Source organism: Achromobacter sp. Marseille-Q0513, assembly GCF_018195695.1.
Classification (GTDB): domain Bacteria; phylum Pseudomonadota; class Gammaproteobacteria; order Burkholderiales; family Burkholderiaceae_B; genus Achromobacter.
Genome location: NZ_JAGTJY010000112.1, coordinates 1 through 19761, shown reverse-complemented (window position 1 = coordinate 19761; position 19761 = coordinate 1). Strand labels below are relative to the sequence as shown.

Below are 19761 nucleotides of genomic sequence, written 5' to 3'. Positions count from 1 at the left end.
CCAAGAACATCCTGAGGATCGGCCCCACCGGCGTGGGCAAGACCGAGATCGCGCGACGCCTGGCCAAGCTGGCCAACGCGCCCTTCATCAAGATCGAGGCCACCAAGTTCACGGAAGTGGGCTACGTCGGCCGCGACGTCGACACCATCATCCGCGACCTGACCGAATACTCGATCAAGCAGACCCGCGAGCTGGAAATGCGCCGCGTGCGCACCCAGGCCGAGGACGCCGCCGAGGACCGCATCCTGGACGCGCTGGTACCGCCGGCCCGCGGCGTATCGGGCGAGCCCGAGCGCGGCGAGGACAACAGCGCCCGCCAGACCTTCCGCAAGCGCCTGCGCGAAGGCAAGATCGACGACCTGGAAATCGAGATCGAAGTGGCCCAGGCCGCGCCGCAGATGGACGTGATGACGCCGCCCGGCATGGAAGAAATGGCCGAGCAGCTGCGCGGCATGTTCGCCGGCCTGGCGCGCGACAAGACCAAGCCCAAGAAGATGAAGGTGCGCGACGCCTTCAAGCTGATCGTCGACGAGGAAGCGGCCAAGCGCATCAACGAGGAAGACCTGCGCACCGCCGCCATCAACAATGTCGAACAGAACGGCATCGTCTTCCTGGACGAGATCGACAAGATCGCCGCCCGCCAGGAAACCGGCGGCGCCGACGTGTCGCGCCAGGGCGTGCAGCGCGACCTGCTGCCGCTGGTCGAGGGCACCACGGTGAACACCCGCTACGGCATGGTCCGCACCGACCACATCCTGTTCATCGCCTCGGGCGCCTTCCACCTGTCGCGCCCGTCCGACCTGATCCCCGAGCTGCAGGGCCGCTTCCCGATCCGCGTCGAACTGGATTCGCTGTCGGCCGAGGATTTCGTGCGCATCCTGTCGTCCACCGACGCCTCGCTGACCAAGCAGTACACCGCGCTGATGGCCACCGAGGGCCTGGAGCTGGAGTTCACCGAGGAAGGCGTGCGCCGCCTGGCCGAGCTGGCCTACGACGTCAACGAAACCACCGAGAACATCGGCGCGCGCCGCCTGTACACGGTGATGGAGAAGCTGCTGGACGAGCTGTCGTTCGATGCCACCTCCACCAGCGACAAGACGGTGCGGATCGACGCCGCCTACGTCAACGCGCAACTGGCCGAAGCGGCCAGCAGCCAGGATCTGGCGCGCTACGTGCTGTAAAACGATCGGGCGGACGGATGCAGCCATCCGTCCGCCCGATCGGCAAGCACCCGCAGACTACTTGGCCGCCGTCGGTGCCCCCAGCGGCTTGCCCGTATAGCTCAGGCCGCTCAGCTCTTTCTGGGCCTTCTCCGGCGTTTCCAGCTCCAGCACGATGCGGCCCACCAGCAGACCCACCGACGGGGAGCTGCGCACGTACTTGGTTTCGCCCGCATCCAGCACGAAACTCAGCGTCTTTTCCGTCTCGGTGGACGCCGCTGCCTTGTACGCACCCTGGGGCCTGTCCACATAGAAGAACCCACCGGGCTGCGAACGACCCACCACTTCATCGTTCAAACGGATATCGGTCTGCAAGGCCGCGCCGAACATCGACGCCGAACGCAGGAAATAAATACGCCCTTCTCCCGTTTGCACCGCCGGAATGCTGGATGCCATCTGCGCATGCTTCACGCCCGAAGCACATCCGGCCATCATGACCGAAACCAGCGCCGCCAGGGTAATCTTCACTGCTCGCTTCACTGCAAACCTCCAAGCCTCAAGGGAAGAGGAGACGCCAGCGCCGAGTAGGCCTGGTCTCCCGGTAGATAGAACCCTACGAGGGTTCCGCCAGAAACCACCAGCCAGGCCTCGTGCACTTGCCTGCCTTCAATCGTGAAGACCGTGCCGACCGGACGGAATACCTCGCCTTCTGCAATGGCGCCCGCCGCTCGCCAGAGACTGCCCTTGCCGATTTCGCGCTTGAACCCAGTGGGCAGCTTCACCACCAGCGTTTCCTCGACGCTCCGATTCGGCTCCTGCCCGACTGCGGCTGCGGGAGCCGCCAGACGGGATGGCGCGTACTGCACGGGCGCCGCGCAAGCCGCAATCAAGCACACGAGCGTCGACGACCCCACCCAATACAACCAGCGATTCGTGTTGAACATTGGACATGAATAAATGAACCAATAATTTTCTCATTGTAACTACCCATCACAGTCAACGGCCATAAAAAAAACGGCGCGATGCGCCGTTTTCTTCAACCCCTGGACAAATTCAATTACTGATCGCCGTCACCACATACTTGCCGTCCTTGCGTTCGGCGGTGAACTTCACCTTGTCGCCGGCCTTGATCTTGGCCAGCAGCGCCGGATCGGCTTCGTACACCAGCGTCATGGCTGGCAGGTCCAGCGCCTTGATGGCGTCGTGCTTGATCGTCACCTTGCCGGCGGCCGGATCGACGCGGCGCACCTCGCCGCTGGCGTCGGCCTGCTGGGCAAAGGCCAGCGGCGTGGCCAGGGACACGACCGCCATCGCGGTGGCGATCGCCATGGGGGTGGCGTATCTGCGGTTGAAAGCCATGGACTCATCCTCCTGTAGCAACGAAAGCCTGCGCCGGACCGAGGCCGCGAACGCGCTTTCCACAATGCTAGGATAGCGCCCGAACGCAACAGTTCCCCACCGATTACGCAACAATTCCGACGTTTGTTTGCGGCGCGCCCCGGTGAACCCGGCCCGGGCTTACCAAGCCGTCGATTCCCTAACGCTTCGTCACCGACTACAGGAGCCGCCATGGCCAACCGCCTATCCGTCATCGCCACCCGCACCGGGGACGACGGCACCACCGGACTGGGGGACGGTTCCCGCTGCGCCAAGGACGCCCCCCGCGTGGCGGCGCTGGGAGACGTGGACGAACTGAACAGCGCCATTGGCCTGCTGCTGACCGAAACGCTGCCCGAGGACGTGGCCGCGGATCTGCTGGCCATCCAGCATGACCTGTTCGACATGGGCGCGGAGTTGTGCATACCGGGCCATGCGGCGCTGAAAGAGGAACAGATCGCCCGCCTGGACGCCCGGCTGGCCCACTACAACGCGGCGCTGCCGCCCTTGCGCGAGTTCATCCTGCCCGGCGGCTCGCGTACCGCCGCGCTTGCGCACGTGGCGCGCGCGACCTGCCGGCGCGCGGAACGGGCCGTGGTGGCGCTGGCGCGCACCGACAGCGTCAATGCGCCGGTAAGACAGTATTTGAACCGTCTGTCGGACCTGATGTTCGTGCTGGCGCGGCATCTGAACGTCGCGGCCGGAAAAACCGACGTCTTCTGGAGCAGCAGCCATTCCCGGCAAGGCTGAGCACGGACGGCGCGGGGCTTTGCGGCATAATCGATCATCTGCACGCCCGCGCGGAATGCGTGCTTTCCGAGGCCCTTGAAGACAATGAGTATTCTTGTTACTGGCGGCGCCGGCTTCATTGGCTCGAATTTTGTGCTGGATTGGCTGGCTCAAGGCGATGAGCCAGTAATCACTCTGGACAAACTGACCTACGCGGGCAACATCGCGAATCTGGCCTCGTTGCAAACCCACCCTGGGCACATATTCGTGCACGGCGATATTGGCGACAGCGCGCTGGTGGCCAGCTTGCTGACCCGACATCAACCCAGGGCCATCCTGAATTTCGCGGCCGAATCGCATGTCGACCGGTCCATATACGGGCCGGGCGCATTCATCCAGACCAATATCGTCGGCACCTTCAACCTGCTCGAAGCCGTCCGCGAATATTGGAACCCGCAGCCCGAACCCGCCAGGCGTCATTTCCGGTTCCTGCATGTGTCCACGGACGAAGTCTATGGATCGCTGGATGCCACGGCGCCCGCCTTCACGGAATCAAGCCGGTACGAACCCAACAGCCCCTACTCGGCCAGCAAGGCGGCGAGCGACCATCTGGTGCGCGCCTATCACCATACCTATGGGCTGCCGGTCCTGACGACGAACTGTTCGAACAACTACGGCCCCTATCATTTTCCCGAGAAACTGATCCCCCTGGTTATCCATAATGCGCTGGCCGGCAAACCCTTGCCCATATACGGAGACGGCCAGCAGATTCGCGACTGGCTTTACGTCAAGGACCACTGCAGCGCGATACGCCGGGTGCTGGCGGACGGCAAGCCCGGGGCGACCTACAACGTGGGCGGGAACAGCGAAAAAACCAATCTGGACGTTGTGCACGCCCTGTGCGAATTGCTCGACGAACTCCGCCCGCGCCGCGACGGCCAGAGCTACAGGACGCAGATCAGCTTCGTCAAGGATCGGCCGGGACACGACCGGCGCTATGCGATCGATGCCTCGCGCCTGGCTCGCGAACTGGGATGGCGGCCCGCCGAGACCTTTGAGACCGGATTGCGCAAGACCGTCATCTGGTACCTGCAGAACCCGGCCTGGGTTTCCAATATCGTTTCCGGGACGTACCGCGATTGGGTCCAGACCCACTACCAGGTCTAGCGCCCAGGCGGCCCGGCCGCCCTCGCCCGACAGATGCCCGTGAACCCGGTGCCCCATGAAAATCCTACTCCTAGGCAAGAACGGACAGATCGGCCATGAACTGAGGCGCTCCCTGCTGCCATTGGGCACGGTCGTGGCGCTTGGCAGGCAGGAGGCCGACCTTGCGGATGCCGGGCAATTGAGCGCCGCGCTCGAAGCGCAAGCGCCCGACATGATCGTGAACGCCGCAGCCTACACGGCCGTGGACAAGGCCGAGTCGGATCCCGTCATGGCGCGCGCCATCAATACCGATGCCGTCCGCGTGCTGGCCCGCTACGCGCGGGATCATGGCGTCCTGCTGGTGCAGTATTCGACGGACTACGTCTTTGACGGCGCCCAAGGCACGCCATACCAGCCCGGCGACGCGACGAATCCGCTCAGCGTCTACGGCGTCACCAAGCGCGATGGCGAAAGCGCCATCCTCGACAGCGGCTGCCGCGCCCTGATCCTGCGTACCAGCTGGGTCCATTCGGCGCACGGCGGCAACTTCGTCAAGACCATCCTGCGACTGGCCCGGGAACGCGACGCGCTGAATATCGTGGCCGACCAGCATGGCGCGCCCACATCGGCCGAACTGATCGCCGATGTCACCGCGCACGCCATCGCCGCCAGCCAGCGCGGCGCCCTGCCCCACGGCATCCATCATCTGACGGCGCAGGGCGAGACGACCTGGCACGGGCTCGCGCGATACGTGGTGTCGCGGGCGCTGCGGCAAGGCGTCGCGCTGCGCGCCAGCGCCGGCGCCATCCACCCCATCACGACTCAGGACTACCCGCTGCCGGCCGTGCGGCCCCGGAATTCCCGCCTTGATACCCGCAGCCTGAGCGACCCGCTCAAACTGCAGCTGCCCGACTGGACGGTGCACGTCGACCGGACCGTGGATCAACTCACGTCATTGGAGCAATCCGCATGAAGCGCAAAGGCATCATACTGGCCGGCGGTTCCGGCACGCGGCTGCACCCGGCCACCCTGGCGATCAGCAAGCAGCTGCTGCCCGTGTTCGACAAGCCGATGATCTATTACCCGCTCAGCACGCTCATGCTCGCGGGCATCCAGGACATCCTGGTCATTTCCACGCCCCAGGACACGCCGCGTTTCCAGCAGTTGCTCGGATCCGGCGAGCAATGGGGCCTGAACCTGCAATACGCGGTGCAGCCCTCGCCCGACGGCCTGGCCCAGGCCTTTCTCATCGGCGATACGTTCATCGGCAACGCCCCCAGCGCGCTGGTGCTGGGCGACAACATCTTCTATGGCCACGATCTGACGTATCTGCTCCAGGACGCCAACGAACGCCAGCATGGCGCGAGCATATTCGCCTACCACGTCAACGATCCCGAACGATATGGCGTGGCAGAGTTCGATGCGAGCGGCAAGGTGCTGTCGCTGGAAGAAAAACCCAGGCAGCCCAAATCCAACTACGTGGTGACCGGCCTCTATTTCTACGATCAGCAGGTCGTGGATATCGCCAGGCAGATCCGGCCGTCCGCCCGCGGCGAACTGGAAATCACCGACATCAACCGGACCTACCTGGAACAAGGCCAGCTTGCCGTGGATATCATGGGACGCGGCTATGCCTGGCTGGATACCGGCACGCACGAGTCACTGCTGGAGGCGAGCCAGTTCATTTCCACCCTGGAAAACCGCCAGGGCCTGAAGGTCGCCTGTCCCGAGGAAATCGCCTATCGGCGCCAGTGGATTTCCGCCGCGCAGCTCGAAGCCCTGGCCGCGCCCATGGCCAAGAACGGTTACGGCAAATACCTGCAACGCCTGCTGGTGGAAAAGGTCTATTGATGCAAGCCACCCGATTGGCCATTCCCGATATCGTGCTGTTCGAACCCAGGGTCTTCGGCGATGACCGGGGCTTCTTCATGGAAAGCTTCAATCAGCATGTCTTCCAGCAGCTGACCCGGCTGGACACGACCTTTGTCCAGGACAACCACAGCAAAAGCGCGCGAGGCGTGCTGCGGGGCCTGCACTACCAGCTGGCGCCGAAGGCGCAGGGCAAGCTCGTGCGCGTGGTGCGCGGCGCGGTGTTCGATGTCGCGGTCGATATCCGGAAGAGCTCGCCCAGCTTCGGGCAATGGGTCGGCACCGAGCTCAGCGAAACGAATCGCCGCCAGCTCTGGATCCCGCCCGGCTTTGCCCACGGCTTCCTGGTCTTGAGCGAGTCCGCCGAATTCCTGTACAAGACGACGGAATACTACGCACCCGACCTCGAGCGTTGCATCATCTGGAACGACCCCCGGTTGGCGATCGACTGGCCCGCCGGCATGGACCCTCAGCTTTCCGCCAAGGACCAGCAGGCCCCGTCGTTTGCGGCGGCGGAGTATTTCCCCTGACGCCTGCGGCCGTGCAAAGAAAAACGGACCGGACGGGCGTAGAGCCCTGTCCGGTCCGTCATGGCCGTGAATGCGGCCGGGCCGTCGCCGGCCCCGGCGCTCAGTTGACGCCCGCCGCGTGCGCCTGCTCGTCCGCATGGTACGAAGACCGCACCATCGCGCCCACCGCCGCGTGCGTGAAGCCCATCGCATAGGCCTCGCGCTCGAACATCGCGAAGGTGTCCGGATGCACGTAGCGCAGCACCGGCAGATGGTGCTCCGACGGCTGCAGGTACTGGCCGATGGTCAGCATGTCCACGTTGTGCTCGCGCATGTCGCGCATCACCTGCAGGATTTCCTCGTCGGTCTCGCCCAGGCCCAGCATCAGGCCGGACTTGGTCGGCACCTCGGGATGCAGCTTCTTGAACTCGGCCAGCAGCTTCAGCGAGTGCAGGTAGTCCGAACCCGGACGAGCCTGCTTGTACAGGCGCGGCACGGTTTCCAGGTTGTGGTTCATGACGTCCGGAGGACCGGCGTTCAGGATGGTCAGCGCGCGGTCCAGGCGGCCGCGGAAGTCGGGCACCAGCACCTCGATGCGGGTGGTGGGCGACAGTTCGCGGATATGCGTGATGCAATCGACGAAATGGCCGGCGCCGCCGTCGCGCAGGTCGTCCCGGTCGACCGAGGTGATGACCACGTAGGACAGCTTCATCGCGGCGATGGTGCGCGCGAGGTTCTCGGGTTCCTTGGGGTCCAGCGGATCGGGACGTCCGTGGCCCACGTCACAGAAGGGGCAGCGGCGCGTGCACTTGTCGCCCATGATCATGAACGTGGCCGTGCCCTTGCCGAAGCATTCGCCAATGTTGGGGCAGGACGCTTCCTCGCAGACCGTGTGCAGGTTGTGCTCGCGCAGGATGCGCTTGATGTCGTAGAAGCGCGAGCCGGGCGCGGCGGCCTTGACGCGGATCCATTCCGGCTTCTTCAGGCGCTCGGCCGGAACGATCTTGATCGGAATGCGCGCCGTCTTGGCCTGCGACTTCTGCTTTTGCGTCGGATCGTAGGCCGCGGCGGAAGCGGCGGCGGATTCGTCCGAGGGGACAGGGGACTCGACAAGCGTGGACATGAGGCACCTTCATGACCGGCGCGCCCAGGCGCCCGGTCCGAGACAAAAAAGGGCATTTTCCCCTCCATGGCCCCGCCGCGCCCGCCGGGGGCCATCCAGGGGCGACGCCGGCGCCTGGGTTATTGTCACGGCTGTCGTTTTCCTTGATTCGCGTCCATGCCCGCAACCCTCCGCCCCATCGCCCTGATCGCCCCTCGCCTGGACGCGGGGCCGGCGGCGCAAGCCGTCCAGGCCTGCGCCGGGATCCTGGCCGAGGCGGGCTACTACCTGGCGGCCGGTCCCTGGCATGAGCCTGCATCGGGGCCAGGACTGCATGCGCTGGCCCCGGCCGCCGCGCTGAGTCTCGGACCGGTGGACCCTCCCGGCCTGCGCGCCGCCCTGGCGGCGCTGGAAATCCCCGTCGTGGAAACCTGGGCGGCGCCCGCCGGCCCGCTGGACAGCGCCGTGCTGCTCGCCAATGCCGAATCGGGCCGCCTGGCTGCCCGCCATTTCGCCGACAAGCGTTACGCGCGCGTCGCCTGCGTCAGCGCCGACACGCCGTGGGAACGCGAGCGCCGCCAGGGTTTCCTCGACGCCGCGCGGGCGCTGGGCCTGGAACTGGCGGCCGACATCGTGCAGCCCGAGGCCTGGCAGCTGAACGACGGCCGGATGGCCTTCCTGCGGCTGCTGGCCACCAATACCCTGTTCGACGCCGTGTTCGCCAGTTCGGACCTGCTGGCCGCCGCCTGCGTGTCCGAGGCCCACAACCGCGATCTGCATGTGCCGCAGGATGTCGCGGTGCTGGGGTTTTCGGAGGACGGCAGCGCGGCGCAGTGGGCGCCGGGCCTGAGCACCCTCACGGCCAGCGCGGCGGAGGTGGGCCGGCGCGCCGCCCTGCTGCTGCTGGAACGGCTGGCGGGCGATCGCGGACCGGGCGCGCGCATCATGCTGGAAGCGGTCCTGGAAGCGCGGCTCAGCACCTGAGCGCCGCAGGCTGCCGCACCGACGATGCGACAGGCACGAAGCAGGCTGCGTGACAGACCTTCGCCCAGCCACGCGAACCGCTCGGCGTCCGGCGCAAAGCCGCCGGACGGAGCCGGATTACGCGCCCTGGACGGTGCCTGCGCCGTAGCGCGCCGCGACGCCCATATCCCGCAACATGGCATCCGCTTCGCGCAGGAAGGCTGGCGTGGCGGTCTGGGACACGCGGTCCAGCCAAGGCTCGGCCTCGTCCAGCCGACCGCGCTGCAGTAGCATGCGTCCCAGATGGAACATGCCCCGGAAATCCCCGCCCTCGGCGGCGCGCCGGTAGCAGTCGAACGCCTGCTCCAGATCCCGCGGCACGACGGTCCCGGCCTCGTGGAAACGCCCCACCACGCCGATGGACTTCACGTGCCCGGACTGCGCCGCGCGCTGGTACAAGGCCAGCGCGGCGGCCGGATCCCGCGCCACGCCGCCCCTGCCATCGCGCAGCATGTGGGCGTAGTTGTACATGCCCCAGTCCAGGCCACGATCGGCCGCCAGCCGGAACCAGTAGGCGGCCACGGTCTCGTCGCGCGCCACGCCCCAGCCGTTCTCGTAGCAGCGGCCCACCATGTTGATGGACATGAGGTGATCGGCCTGCGCGGCGCGCTTGAACCAGCCCAGCGCGGCCTCGGGGTCACGCGCCATGCCGTGGCCGTCGAGCAGCATCTGGCCCAGGATGGCCTGCGCTTCCAGCAGCCCCAGGTCGGCGGCGGCCTGGATCCAGGCGGCGTAGGCCTCTGGCGGACCGGCGCGCAGCGCGGTCAGCTGCTCGGGAGTGGTGGCGGAAATGTCTGCCGCGGTGATGGGTTTCATATTGGACGAGAAGGATCGGGCGGAAAAGCGGATAGCGAGGGCTGCGTCTGAACCCGCGTTCAGACGGGGCTACAGGCGGGTTCGCCGCCGACCGCCGTGGGCCGTGCGCGGCGCCAGGCGGCAACCAGATTGCGCGCCAGCGCCTCGCCCACGTCCGCCAGCTCGCGGCGCACGCCGCAGGCCGCCATGTCGACAGTGCGCAGGCCGGCGTAGCCGCAGGGATTGATGCCCAGGAAAGGCGCCAGGTCCATGTCCACGTTCAACGACACCCCGTGATAGGCGCGACCATTGCGGATCTTGATGCCCAGCGCGGCGATCTTGGCCAGCTCGCCGCCGCCGTCGGGATCCGGCACATACACGCCCGGCGCGCCGGGCTTGCGGCAAGCCCCCGCCACGCCGGCCCCGGCCAGCGTATCGATGACCGCGCCCTCGAGCAGCGTGACGTATTCCTTGACGTACATGTCGACGCGCCGCAGGTCGAACAGCGCATAGGCCATGACCTGGCCCGGGCCGTGATACGTGACCTGCCCGCCCCGGTCGCAATGCACGATGGGGATGCCATCGGGATTGAGCACATGCTCGGGCGAGCCCGCCTGCCCCAGCGTGTAGACCGGCGCGTGCTCGCAGAGCCAGATCTCGTCCGGCGTGTCGGCGCCGCGCAGGTTGGTGTAGTCCTGCATGTCGCGCCAGACCGACAGGTAGTCGGCCGGACTCGCGAGCCACTTGATCACAGCCATGCCGGCCTAGATGACGATCGACACCATGGGGTGGCCATGCAGCGCGCGGTACAGCGCATCGAGCTGTTCGCGCGAGGTGGCGCGCACGGTGAAGGTCAGGCCCATGTAGTTGCCGCCCTTGCTGGGCCGCATCTCGACGGTGGCGGCGTCAAAGCCCGGGTCGAACTGCAACACCAGCTCGGTCAGCGTCTGGGCCAGCTCGGGATGCTGCTTGCCCATGACCTTGATGGGAAAGTCGCTGGGGTACTCGATGAGGGATTCTTCGGGCGGGATGTGCATGATGGAAGCCTGATGTGATACCCACCCGCGTAGCGATGCCCGTCCAGGCGTCGCGGGTGGTGCGCCAGCACCGACGAGAGCGTGGGAACCGGCGCGTGCTGCGGCCTGCTTACAGGCCGGCGATGCGGGCATCATAACCCGCGCGCAGGCGCTCATAAACGGGGCCAGGCTTGCCCGAACCCACCGGCTTGCCGTCCAGCGCCACCAGCGGCAACACTTCCTTGGTGGCCGAGGACATCAGCAGTTCGTCGGCGTTTTCCACTTCCTCGCGGGTGATGCGGCGCGACTCGAAGGGGATGCCGGCCTCGGCGGCCAGCTCGCCCATCAGGCCGTAGCGGATGCCTTCCAGGATCAGGTTGTTCTTGGGCGGGGCCAGCAGCTTGCCGCCGGACACCACCCAGACGTTGGTGGACGCGCCTTCGGTCAGGAAGCCGTCGCGGAACTGCACCACTTCATCGACCTGCGCATCCACGGCCTGCTGCTTGGCCAGCACATTGCCCAGCAACGACACGGACTTGATCTCGCAGTGCAGCCAGCGCTCGTCGGGAATGCTGATGGCCGTCATGCCGCTGGCGCGCTGCGCGGCCGACGGCGGCGCCCAGGGCGAGACCATGCCGAACACCGTGGGCGGCACGGGCACGGCGGGGAACTGGTGATCGCGCTTGGCCACGCCGCGCGTCACCTGCAGGTAAACGATGCAGGTGTCCTGGGTATTGCGGGCCAGCAGCTCATTGACCAGCTTGACCCAGCCGTCCCGGTCGTGGGGCGAGGCGATGCGCAACGCCGCCAGGCTGCGATCCAGACGGTTCAGGTGCTCGGCCATGCGGAAGGCCTTGCCGTGGTACACCGGCACGACTTCATAGATGCCGTCGCCGAAGATGAAGCCCCGGTCCAGCACGGAGATCCTGGCCTCGTCGATACGCAGGAAATCACCATTGAGATAAGCCTGGCTGTCGCCCTGCACGCCCGGAATCATGAAACCCCCAAGAATATGAATTGGACAGGGCCACGCCGCCCGGCGCGCGCCCAAATGGAGAACGGGCGCCCCCGAAGGGAAACGCCCGTAGCAAGCTTACACCCGCGCCGCCAGCGGCGGCGCAGAAACGATGAGGTTCTTCAAATTTCAAATAAGGTGCTTCAAGCCACGTCGCCAGGAAACTGCACAACCGCAGCCAAGCACACTCAAAGAAGTTCCAGACACGCCCCCCGCCAGCCACCACCGCCCCACAAGCGGGGCCACACGGATCCGGCTCCGCCGGTCCGTAGTGGCGCCCCCTCGAGGGGGAAGCGCCAAAGGCGCTTCGGGGGTGAGCCTAATTGAACCAGCGCTTGACGGTATCGACCATGCGACCGAAGAAGCCCGCGCGCTCGACCGCGTCCTGCACCACCAGCGGCTCGGTGCGCAGCACCTTGCCGTCCAGCGTGAATTGCAGGGTGCCGACCTGCTGGCCCTTGGCCAGCGGCGCGATCAGCGGATCGTTGCGCTGCGCCACCGGCTTGAGCTCGCCGGCCTTGCCGCGCGGCACGGCGATCGAGACCGGGTTGGGCGGACCGAGCTTGACGGTTTCGACGGTGCCTTCCCAGACGCGGGCGTCGATGCCCGGCTGGCTCTTGTCGAACAGCTTGACCGTGTCGAAGTTCTGGAAGCTCCAGTTCAGCAGCTTCAGGCTTTCCTCGGCGCGGGTGGCCTCGCTGTCGGTGCCCACCACCACCACCAGGATGCGGCGGTCGCCGCGCATGGCGGTCGACACCAGGCAGTAGCCGGCCGAATCGGTGTGGCCGGTCTTCATGCCGTCGACCGAGGGGTCGGCCCACAACAGGCGGTTGCGGTTGGGCTGGGTGATCTTGTTGTAGGTGTAGCTCTTCTGCTTGTAGTAGTGGAAGAACTGCGGATGGTCGGTGATCAGGTGCGAGGACAGCGTGGCCAGGTCGCGCACGCTGGTGGTGTGCTGCGGATCGGGCAGGCCGGTGGCGTTCATGAAGTGCGTGCTCTTCATGCCCAGGCGCTCGGCTTCCTGGTTCATCAGCGCGGCGAAGGCGGTTTCGCTGCCGCCCACGGCCTCGGCCAGCGCGACCGAGGCGTCGTTGCCCGACTGCACGATCATGCCCTGGTTCAGCTCGTCCACCGTGACCGGCTTGCGCGGTTCGATGAACATGCGCGAGCCGCCGGTGCGCCAGGCGTGCTCGGACACGGGCACGGTCTGCTCCAGCGTCAGGCGCTTTTCGTCGAGCGCATTGAAGACCACGTAGGCGGTCATGATCTTGGTCAGCGAGGCCGGCTCGACCTTCTGGTCCGGGTTGGACGCGGCCAGCAGCTGGCCGCTGTTCACGTCGATGACGATCCAGGCCCTGGCGGCGATGGTGGGCGCGGGCACGGCCGACACATCGCCCACCGGCACCACTCCCGTCGTCGCCGGCACGGCGGCCGCGGGCGCGGTCGCGGCGGCGGGCGCCTGTTGCTGCGCCAGAACCGGCGCGCCGGCGGCGAGCAGCGCGGCCAGCACGGCGCCCGACAGGGCACGGCGGGCAAAGACAACGGGGGATTGGGCGGAGTAAGGCAAATTCTTCATCGGCAACGTGGGTCCAGGAAAGACGCCCGCCGGCGCGGGGCAAGTGGCTGACAATTATAGGCAGTCGATAGGACCCGTCCCGCGCGCGGGGGGTTCCCCGCGTGCTCCAACATGCAACCTGTTGCAACGCCGCGCGGCCGCGGCGCCGCGGTCAGGCGCCCGTCAGCCCAGCGCGACCGTCAGGCGCGCCTGCACCAGTTCGCGCAGCACCAGCAGCTTGCCATGGAAGAAATGCGAGGCGCCCGGGATCACGACCACCGGGATCGAGCGCGGCCGGGCCCAGTCCATGGCCTCGGACAGCGGCACGACCTCGTCCTGCTCGCCATGCACCATCAGCGTGTCGCCCGGCACCTGCACCTCGTGCGACTGGAACCGGTTCACCGCCGGGCCCATCAGCATCAGCGCCGAGGGCAGCGGCGCATCGCCCTGCTCGGCCAGCGCCGCATAGGTCTGCGCGGCGACGGCGGTGCCGAAGGAAAAGCCGGCCAGCACCCAGGGCGCCTGCGCCAGCTCGGGATGCTGCTCGCGCACCTGCGCCACCAGGGCCAGCATGTCGCGGGTCTCGCCCACGGACTTGTCGAATTCGCCTTCGGACAGGCCAACGCCACGGAAGTTGGGACGCACCGCGACCAGGCCATGCTGCACGCAGGCCCGCGCGATGGTGGTGACCACCTTGTTCTCGCGCGCGCCGCCTTGCAGCGGATGCGGGTGCAGCACCAGCGCCCAGCCCCGCGGCGTGCCGTCGGGCCAATCGACGGCGCAATCGATGCGGCCGGCGGCGCCGGTGTAAGCCAGGGTTTCGGTGCGTGCGGACATGGGCGGACTCAAGCGGTGTAGCGGAAAGCAGCGATGTTAACCGGCGGACGGCAGCGCGGTCGCCAGCCATTGCGCCAGCTGGTCGGCGGCGTCATCGGTCGCCTGGCGCAGCGCGGCCACGCCGCCGGCCGCGTCCTGCGTCGGCGCGGGCGCCTGGACGGCGATGCGGGTCTGGCCCAGCACCTTGTGCCCGTTCACCAGCACCGCCTGCAGCACCACGCGACCCTGGCTCGATGCGCCGTCCGGCGCGAAGACCTGTTCAAACTGCTGCAGCTGGACCTGCAGCTGCGGCGTCTGGCCGTTGACCCGCTCGCCCAGCACCGGCCCCTGGCGCGACAGGCGCTCGGTCAGGCGCTGGCGCACCAGGTCCGACGGCGAGGAAGCCCAGCGGTAGGTGGCATAGGATTTGGGCGCCGCGCTGTCGCCGACGCGCCAGATGATGCCGGTGTCCGACAGCGCGGGCACCGACGTGTAGGCCAGCGCGATCGGCGCGCGCGCCGGCAACTGCAAGGCGGGCCGCAGGTCGGCCCCAAGATCGAACACGGATGGCGGCGTGCCGACGCGGCCCACGCCGCAGCCGGCCAAAACCAGCGTCAAGACCAGAAACGCGCTGCGCATCTTCATTTGGACGTGCTCCCAAAGCCGGCGAATCCGGCTTCGCCGGGTCCGGGCGCCGCCGGCGCGGGGCCGAACAGCAAGGATTGCGGCGTGCTGTCCACACGGCGCAGGGTGGAGGTGGCGCCGCGGGCGGCCTGGCCGATGTTCTGGGCCATGCCGGTGATGGCGGGCAGGGTCTCGCCGTCCAGCCGCGCCGCGGCCGACGCGATGTCGCTCAGGCTGCGGGAAGCGACGGCCAGCGGGCCGTCGGGCGCGTTCAGGCGGGCCAGGGACTGGCGCGCCTGCTGCGCCAGATCGCCCACTTCGCGCGCGGCGCGGCCGGCCTGGCGCGAGGCGTCGCCCAGCGAATCGACCAGCGGCCCGATCTTGGCCATGGCCGGCTGCAGCTCGCGGCTGGCGTTCTTGAGCGACTCGGTCAGCTCGCCGGCGTTGCGCAGCGCCGTGCCCAGCGCCTGCACGTTCTGCTCGCTCAGCACCAGCTTGAGTTGGTTGGTCGCTTCCTCGACGTTCGAGATCAGCTTGCCGCCGCGCTGCTCGAGCCGTTCGAAAAAGCCCGGCCGCAGCGGAATCGCGGCGGGCTGCGCCGCGGTCGAGGTCAGCCGCTTGAGCGAGCTGCCGTCGTCGCGCAGCTCGACGTTGGCCAAGCCCGTCACGCCCTGCACGCCCAGTTCGGCCCAGGTCGATTCGGTGATCGGCGTGGACGGCGCCACGCCGATGCGGATGCGCACCTGGCCCGGCTTGTCCGGGTTCAGCGCCAGCGACTGCACCTTGCCCACCGGCACGCCCTGGTAGCGCACGGTCGACTGCGAGTTCAGGCCGCTGACGGCGGTGGCGGAGACGATTTCATATGGCTGCAGCTGGGTCCGGTCCCGTCCGATCCAGATGGCCACCAGCGCGGCGGCGGCCAGCAAGACCAGCGTGAAGATACCGGCCATGAGCGCATGACTACGGTTTTCCATGTTGCAATCCCTTCGGCGCCAGGTCCCCGAGCGCGCGCAGGCCGCGTTCGCCCAGGAAGAATGTATGAATGAACGGGTGGTCGAATTTCAGGACTTCCGGCACCGTGTCGCACACGATCACCCGCTTGTCCGCCAGCACCGCCACGCGCGTGGCCAGCGCCAGCAGCGTGTCCAGGTCGTGCGTCACCATGACGACGGTGAACCCCAGCTGCCGGTGCAGGCTGCGCACCAGGTCGACGAACTCGTCCGAGCGCAGCGGATCCAGCCCCGCGGTGGGCTCGTCCAGGAACACCAGCTCGGGATCCAGCGACAGCGCGCGCGCCAGCGCCACCCGCTTGACCATGCCGCCGGACAGGTCCGACGGCCGCTTGCCGGCGTCCTGCGCCGACAGGCCCACCATGGCCAGCCGGCACATCACCACGTCATGCACCAGATCTTCGGGAATGGCGCGCAGTTCGCGCAGCGGCAGGGCCACGTTGTCGTACACCGACAGCGCCGAGAATAGCGCCCCGGCCTGGAACAGCATGCCCCAACGGTACGACAGGCGCCGCCGCTCGGCCGGCGCGAGGTCGAACAGGGACTGTCCCAGCACCCGCACGACGCCGGCCGCCGGCCGCTCCAAGCCGATGATCTGCCGCAGCAGCACCGTCTTGCCCGTGCCCGAACCGCCCACCAGCACCATGATCTCGCCGCGAAAGACGGTCAGGTCCAGGTTGTCGTGCACCACGTGGTCGCCGAAGGCCGTGCGCAGGCCGCGCACCGAGATCACCGGTTCCGTGGTGACGCCGTCCTCGGCGAACAGGCGATTCTGGGTCGCGGCGTTCATCGGCCCCGTCCCATCAGATGCCCACCGTGCTGAAGATCACCGCGTACAGGGCGTCCAGCAGGATCACGCCCGTGATGGACGTAACCACGGAAGTGGTGGTGCCGCGCCCCAGGCTTTCGGTATTGGGCTGGATGCGCAGGCCGAAATGGCAGGCGATCAGCGCGATCAGCACGCCGAAAGTCACTCCCTTGAGGATGCCAATCCAGTAATTGGTGAGCGAGATCGCGTCCGGCAACGAGGTCAGGAACCATTGCGCCGACACGCCCAGCTGCGCCTGCGCCGCCAGCATGCCGCCCAGCAGCGCCATGGCGTCGGTCCACAGCACCAGCAGCGGCATGACCACCGCCAGCGCCACGACGCGCGGCAGGATCAGGCGCTGCCCATGCGAGATGCCCATGACCAGCATGGCATCCAGCTCCTGGGTCACCCGCATCACGCCGATCTGGGCGGTGATGGCCGAGCCCGAGCGGCCCGCCACCAGGATGGCGGCCAGCACCGGCCCCAGCTCGCGCACGATGGACACGCCCAGCAGGCGCACGATGAAGCGGTCGGCGCCGACCATCTGCAATTGCTGCGCCGACAAATAGGACAAGACGACACCGATCAGGAAGCCCACCAGCGCCGTGATGCCCAGCGCCTGCGCGCCGGCCCGGTATACCTGGGCCGAGATCTCGCGCCACGGCCCCAGCCTTGGACGGCGCAGCATGGCGCCCAGGTCCAGGATCAGCTGTCCCAGCATGATGAGCAGCGCGCGGCCATTGCCGGCCGCGCGGAACACGGCCTCGCCCACGGCGCGCAGCCAGCCCCAGGGGTCTTCCTTGGCCGGCACATCGCGGGTGCCGCCCTTGTTCAGGGAAAGCGCGTTGAACACGTCCTGCTGGCCGGCCGCCCAGCGCACGCGCTCCGGCAGGCGTTCGCCCCAGGCCTGCCAGATCAGCAGCGCGCCGATGGTGTCCAGCCGGCTGATGCCGTGCAGGTCCCAGCGCACGCCCTCGCCGCCCGCGGCGCGGGCCATGGCCTCGCGCCGGCGCTCGACCTCGCCGGGCTGGGCCAGCGCCAGCACGCTCCAGTCTCCCGCTACATGGCACACCCCGCCTTCCTTGCGGAAAGGCGCGGCGCCGGGCGGGCATGGGTTGGAATGAGGCATAGGGAGGACACACCGATGCAAAAATGTATCCGCCATCATATACGCTGCCGCGTTTCACTCGCGGGGCATCATTGGCGCCCCGCCCAGGCCCTGCGGTCATACCGGGAACGGCCTGGGCCACCGTTTGCCGGGATCCGGCGCTCCTGCCCTACAATCGCGGGCATGCCCGTTCAAGACCCATACGCCGCGCTGCCCGCGCCCGAAGCCCTGGCCCGGGAACTCGGCTCGCGCCTGCCCGCCTTTCAAGACGTCGCCTGGACGGCCAGCACCGGCTCGACCAACGCCGACCTGCTGGGCCGCGCCCGCGCCGGACAAGGCGCCGGCAAGCCCTGGCTGCTGGGCACGCACCTGCAGGAAACCGGCCGCGGACGCGCCGGCCGCCCCTGGCAGAACCGCTCGGGCGCGACCCTGATGTTCTCCTGCGCCTTCGACGTGCACCTGCCCGCCGCCCAGCTGCCCGCGCTGTCCCCGCTGGCCGGGGTCGCCGCCTGTGAGGCGCTGCGGTCCGTCGCGGGTCCCGGTTCGCGGCCGGGTCTGTGCATGAAATGGCCCAACGACGTCCAGTGGGGCGACGCCAAGCTGGCCGGCGTGCTGGTGGAAACCACGCGCAACCCGGGCGGCGCGGACGCCGGCTACACCGTGGTCATCGGCATGGGCGTGAACCTGATCGACGCCGACGCGCTATCACTGGCCCTGGGCCGCGACGTGGCCGACTGGACCCGCGTAGCCGCGCAATCGGACGCCCGGCCCTCGACGCCCGCGGACCTGGTCTGCGCCTCGGCCATGGCCTGGCACGACGCGGTGCGCACGCTGGAACGCGAGGGCTTCGGCGCCTTCGCGCAACGCTACGCCGACGTGGACGCGCTGGCCGGACGGCTGGTGAACGTGCTGGACAAGGGCGCCGTGCTGATGAGCGGCACCGCCCGCGGCGTCGACGCGCAAGGCCGGCTGCTGCTGCGCACGGAGGCCGGCGACACGCCCGTCTCGGTCGGCGAAATCTCGATTCGGCCACAAGCATGATCATTCTCATCGACTCCGGCAACAGCCGCCTGAAGGTCGGCTGGCTCGACGCCAGCAATCCCGACATGCCGCGCGAGCCGGCCGCCGTCGCGTTCGACGGGCTGGACCTGGCGGCGCTGGACCGCTGGCTGGATGGGCTGCCCCGCCGCCCGCTGCGCGCCCTGGGCGTGAACGTGGCCGGCGACGCGCGCGGCGCGGCCATCGCCGAGATCCTGCTCAAGCGCGGCTGCGCCGTGACCTGGGCCCGCTCGCAGCCCAGCACGTTGGGGCTGACCAACGGCTACCGCCAGCCGGCCCAGTTGGGCTCGGATCGGTGGGCTTCGCTGCTGGGCGTGCTGTCGCGCCTGCCTGGCGCGCATCCGCCCTTCCTGCTGGCCAGCTTCGGCACCGCCACCACCATCGACACCGTGGGCCCCGACAATGTGTTCGCCGGCGGCCTGATCCTGCCCGGCCCCGCCATGATGCGCAACGCGCTGGCCCACGGCACCGCCAACCTGCCGGTCGCCGACGGCCGCGTCGTCGCCTATCCCGCCGATACGCACGAGGCGATCGCCTCCGGCATCGCCGCCGCGCAGGCCGGCGCGGTGGTGCGCCAATGGCTGGCCGGCCGCCAGCGCTATGGCGAGACTCCGCAGATCTTCGCGGCGGGCGGCGGCTGGCCCGAAGTCCACCAGGAAATCGAGCGCCTGCTCGCCGACGCCGGCGGCGCCTTCGGCGCCACGCCCGTGCCGGTCTACCTGGACCACCCCGTGCTCGACGGCCTGGCCGCCATGGCCCGCGCCACGGCCGGCCATCCGGACTGAAGGGACGAACCGTCCATGCGCGTGCTGTTCATCCTGATCCTGCTGGCGAACCTGTGGGCCTATGCGCTGGGACAGGGCATGCTGGGCATGCGCCCCGAAGACGAGGGCCGCGACGCGCGGCGCCTGAACCAGGAATTGAACGCCGGGGCAGTCACGCTCACCGGCAAGGCCGCGCCGCAGCACTGACGGCCGAGCGCCACGCCCCTCCCCCCGGAGATGTCATGCCGCCCGGACACCGGGCGGCGCGCTCAGGCC

The 19761-nt window shown here is 68.2% G+C and carries 24 protein-coding genes; 10 read left to right on the top strand and 14 right to left on the bottom strand.

Features of this window, described 5'->3' with window-relative positions:
• Positions 1–1181: ATP-dependent protease ATPase subunit HslU (gene hslU / locus KDH83_RS20310; RefSeq protein ID WP_212319204.1), on the top strand; the 1181-nt coding region annotated here is incomplete at its 5' end.
• 57 nt (positions 1182–1238) lie between these two features.
• Here hslU and KDH83_RS20305 read toward each other — a convergent pair.
• The 3 genes from KDH83_RS20305 to KDH83_RS20295 all read right to left on the bottom strand — a co-directional run bounded on the left by KDH83_RS20305 (position 1239) and on the right by KDH83_RS20295 (position 2519).
• Positions 1239–1655, bottom strand: a complete 417-nt coding sequence (locus KDH83_RS20305; protein WP_212319207.1) for a DUF2846 domain-containing protein — start codon at positions 1653–1655, stop codon at positions 1239–1241.
• 41 nt (positions 1656–1696) lie between these two features.
• On the bottom strand, positions 1697–2104 hold the full coding sequence (locus tag KDH83_RS20300; RefSeq protein WP_212319203.1) for a hypothetical protein: 408 nt from the start codon (positions 2102–2104) through the stop codon (positions 1697–1699).
• A gap of 109 nt (positions 2105–2213) precedes the next feature.
• Entirely contained in the window at positions 2214–2519 is a 306-nt protein-coding gene (locus KDH83_RS20295) for a copper-binding protein (RefSeq protein ID WP_103271605.1), read from the bottom strand.
• A 210-nt stretch (positions 2520–2729) separates the two neighbouring features.
• Between KDH83_RS20295 and KDH83_RS20290 the strand changes: the two genes are divergently transcribed.
• From KDH83_RS20290 to rfbC, 5 genes are all read left to right on the top strand, one after another.
• On the top strand, positions 2730–3287 hold the full coding sequence (locus KDH83_RS20290) for a cob(I)yrinic acid a,c-diamide adenosyltransferase (RefSeq protein WP_212319201.1): 558 nt from the start codon (positions 2730–2732) through the stop codon (positions 3285–3287).
• Between the two features lie 84 nt (positions 3288–3371).
• On the top strand, positions 3372–4433 hold the full coding sequence (gene rfbB / locus KDH83_RS20285; protein ID WP_212319199.1) for a dTDP-glucose 4,6-dehydratase: 1062 nt from the start codon (positions 3372–3374) through the stop codon (positions 4431–4433).
• A 55-nt stretch (positions 4434–4488) separates the two neighbouring features.
• Positions 4489–5385 carry a dTDP-4-dehydrorhamnose reductase gene (rfbD, locus tag KDH83_RS20280; protein ID WP_212319197.1) on the top strand — a complete coding sequence of 299 codons (897 nt, stop codon included), beginning with the start codon at positions 4489–4491 and terminating at the stop codon, positions 5383–5385.
• Positions 5382–6263, top strand: coding sequence for a glucose-1-phosphate thymidylyltransferase RfbA (gene rfbA / locus KDH83_RS20275; protein ID WP_212319195.1), 882 nt, complete (start codon positions 5382–5384; stop codon positions 6261–6263). The genes rfbD and rfbA overlap by 4 nt, the downstream gene beginning before the upstream one ends.
• Complete coding sequence (gene rfbC / locus KDH83_RS20270) at positions 6263–6811, top strand: dTDP-4-dehydrorhamnose 3,5-epimerase (protein ID WP_212319193.1); 549 nt, start codon at positions 6263–6265, stop codon at positions 6809–6811. Before rfbA ends, rfbC begins: the two co-directional genes overlap by 1 nt.
• Before the next feature lie 100 nt (positions 6812–6911).
• Here rfbC and lipA read toward each other — a convergent pair whose 3' ends face one another.
• Positions 6912–7913, bottom strand: coding sequence for a lipoyl synthase (lipA, locus tag KDH83_RS20265; RefSeq protein WP_212319191.1), 1002 nt, complete (start codon positions 7911–7913; stop codon positions 6912–6914).
• Between the two features lie 156 nt (positions 7914–8069).
• Here lipA and KDH83_RS20260 point away from each other — a divergent pair, with 156 nt between their 5' ends.
• Positions 8070–8876 (top strand): substrate-binding domain-containing protein, encoded by an 807-nt coding sequence (locus KDH83_RS20260; protein ID WP_212319189.1) that lies wholly within the window; start codon positions 8070–8072, stop codon positions 8874–8876.
• 117 nt (positions 8877–8993) lie between these two features.
• Here the strand turns inward: KDH83_RS20260 and KDH83_RS20255 are convergent, their stop codons facing one another.
• From KDH83_RS20255 to KDH83_RS20210, 10 genes are all read right to left on the bottom strand, one after another.
• On the bottom strand, positions 8994–9731 hold the full coding sequence (locus KDH83_RS20255; RefSeq protein WP_212319187.1) for a tetratricopeptide repeat protein: 738 nt from the start codon (positions 9729–9731) through the stop codon (positions 8994–8996).
• Between the two features lie 59 nt (positions 9732–9790).
• Complete coding sequence (gene lipB / locus KDH83_RS20250) at positions 9791–10462, bottom strand: lipoyl(octanoyl) transferase LipB (RefSeq protein WP_212319206.1); 672 nt, start codon at positions 10460–10462, stop codon at positions 9791–9793.
• A 12-nt stretch (positions 10463–10474) separates the two neighbouring features.
• On the bottom strand, positions 10475–10747 hold the full coding sequence (locus tag KDH83_RS20245) for a YbeD family protein (RefSeq protein ID WP_103271641.1): 273 nt from the start codon (positions 10745–10747) through the stop codon (positions 10475–10477).
• Positions 10748–10856: 109 nt separating this feature from the next.
• A complete protein-coding gene (locus KDH83_RS20240) occupies positions 10857–11723 on the bottom strand; it encodes a D-amino acid aminotransferase (RefSeq protein WP_212319185.1) in 867 nt (288 codons plus the stop codon).
• A 337-nt stretch (positions 11724–12060) separates the two neighbouring features.
• Positions 12061–13317 (bottom strand): D-alanyl-D-alanine carboxypeptidase family protein, encoded by a 1257-nt coding sequence (locus KDH83_RS20235; protein WP_212319183.1) that lies wholly within the window; start codon positions 13315–13317, stop codon positions 12061–12063.
• 162 nt (positions 13318–13479) lie between these two features.
• The gene (locus tag KDH83_RS20230) at positions 13480–14133 is read right to left on the bottom strand and encodes an alpha/beta hydrolase (protein ID WP_103271644.1); all 654 of its coding nucleotides are present in this window, start codon (positions 14131–14133) and stop codon (positions 13480–13482) included.
• A 36-nt stretch (positions 14134–14169) separates the two neighbouring features.
• Complete coding sequence (locus tag KDH83_RS20225) at positions 14170–14757, bottom strand: ABC-type transport auxiliary lipoprotein family protein (protein ID WP_212319181.1); 588 nt, start codon at positions 14755–14757, stop codon at positions 14170–14172.
• On the bottom strand, positions 14754–15710 hold the full coding sequence (locus KDH83_RS20220) for an MlaD family protein (protein ID WP_212319179.1): 957 nt from the start codon (positions 15708–15710) through the stop codon (positions 14754–14756). Before KDH83_RS20220 ends, KDH83_RS20225 begins: the two co-directional genes overlap by 4 nt.
• Complete coding sequence (locus KDH83_RS20215) at positions 15697–16536, bottom strand: ATP-binding cassette domain-containing protein (protein WP_212319177.1); 840 nt, start codon at positions 16534–16536, stop codon at positions 15697–15699. Before KDH83_RS20215 ends, KDH83_RS20220 begins: the two co-directional genes overlap by 14 nt.
• Before the next feature lie 13 nt (positions 16537–16549).
• A complete protein-coding gene (locus KDH83_RS20210) occupies positions 16550–17683 on the bottom strand; it encodes an ABC transporter permease (RefSeq protein WP_212319175.1) in 1134 nt (377 codons plus the stop codon).
• A 162-nt stretch (positions 17684–17845) separates the two neighbouring features.
• Here KDH83_RS20210 and KDH83_RS20205 point away from each other — a divergent pair, with 162 nt between their 5' ends.
• Genes KDH83_RS20205 through KDH83_RS20195 form a run of 3 tightly spaced genes read left to right on the top strand, consistent with a single transcriptional unit; the run spans position 17846 to position 19692 of the window.
• Positions 17846–18703 carry a biotin--[acetyl-CoA-carboxylase] ligase gene (locus tag KDH83_RS20205; protein ID WP_212319173.1) on the top strand — a complete coding sequence of 286 codons (858 nt, stop codon included), beginning with the start codon at positions 17846–17848 and terminating at the stop codon, positions 18701–18703.
• Complete coding sequence (locus KDH83_RS20200; RefSeq protein ID WP_212319170.1) at positions 18700–19506, top strand: type III pantothenate kinase; 807 nt, start codon at positions 18700–18702, stop codon at positions 19504–19506. Before KDH83_RS20205 ends, KDH83_RS20200 begins: the two co-directional genes overlap by 4 nt.
• Positions 19507–19521: 15 nt before the next feature.
• Positions 19522–19692 (top strand): hypothetical protein, encoded by a 171-nt coding sequence (locus KDH83_RS20195; protein WP_212319168.1) that lies wholly within the window; start codon positions 19522–19524, stop codon positions 19690–19692.
• Positions 19693–19761 lie beyond the last annotated feature (69 nt).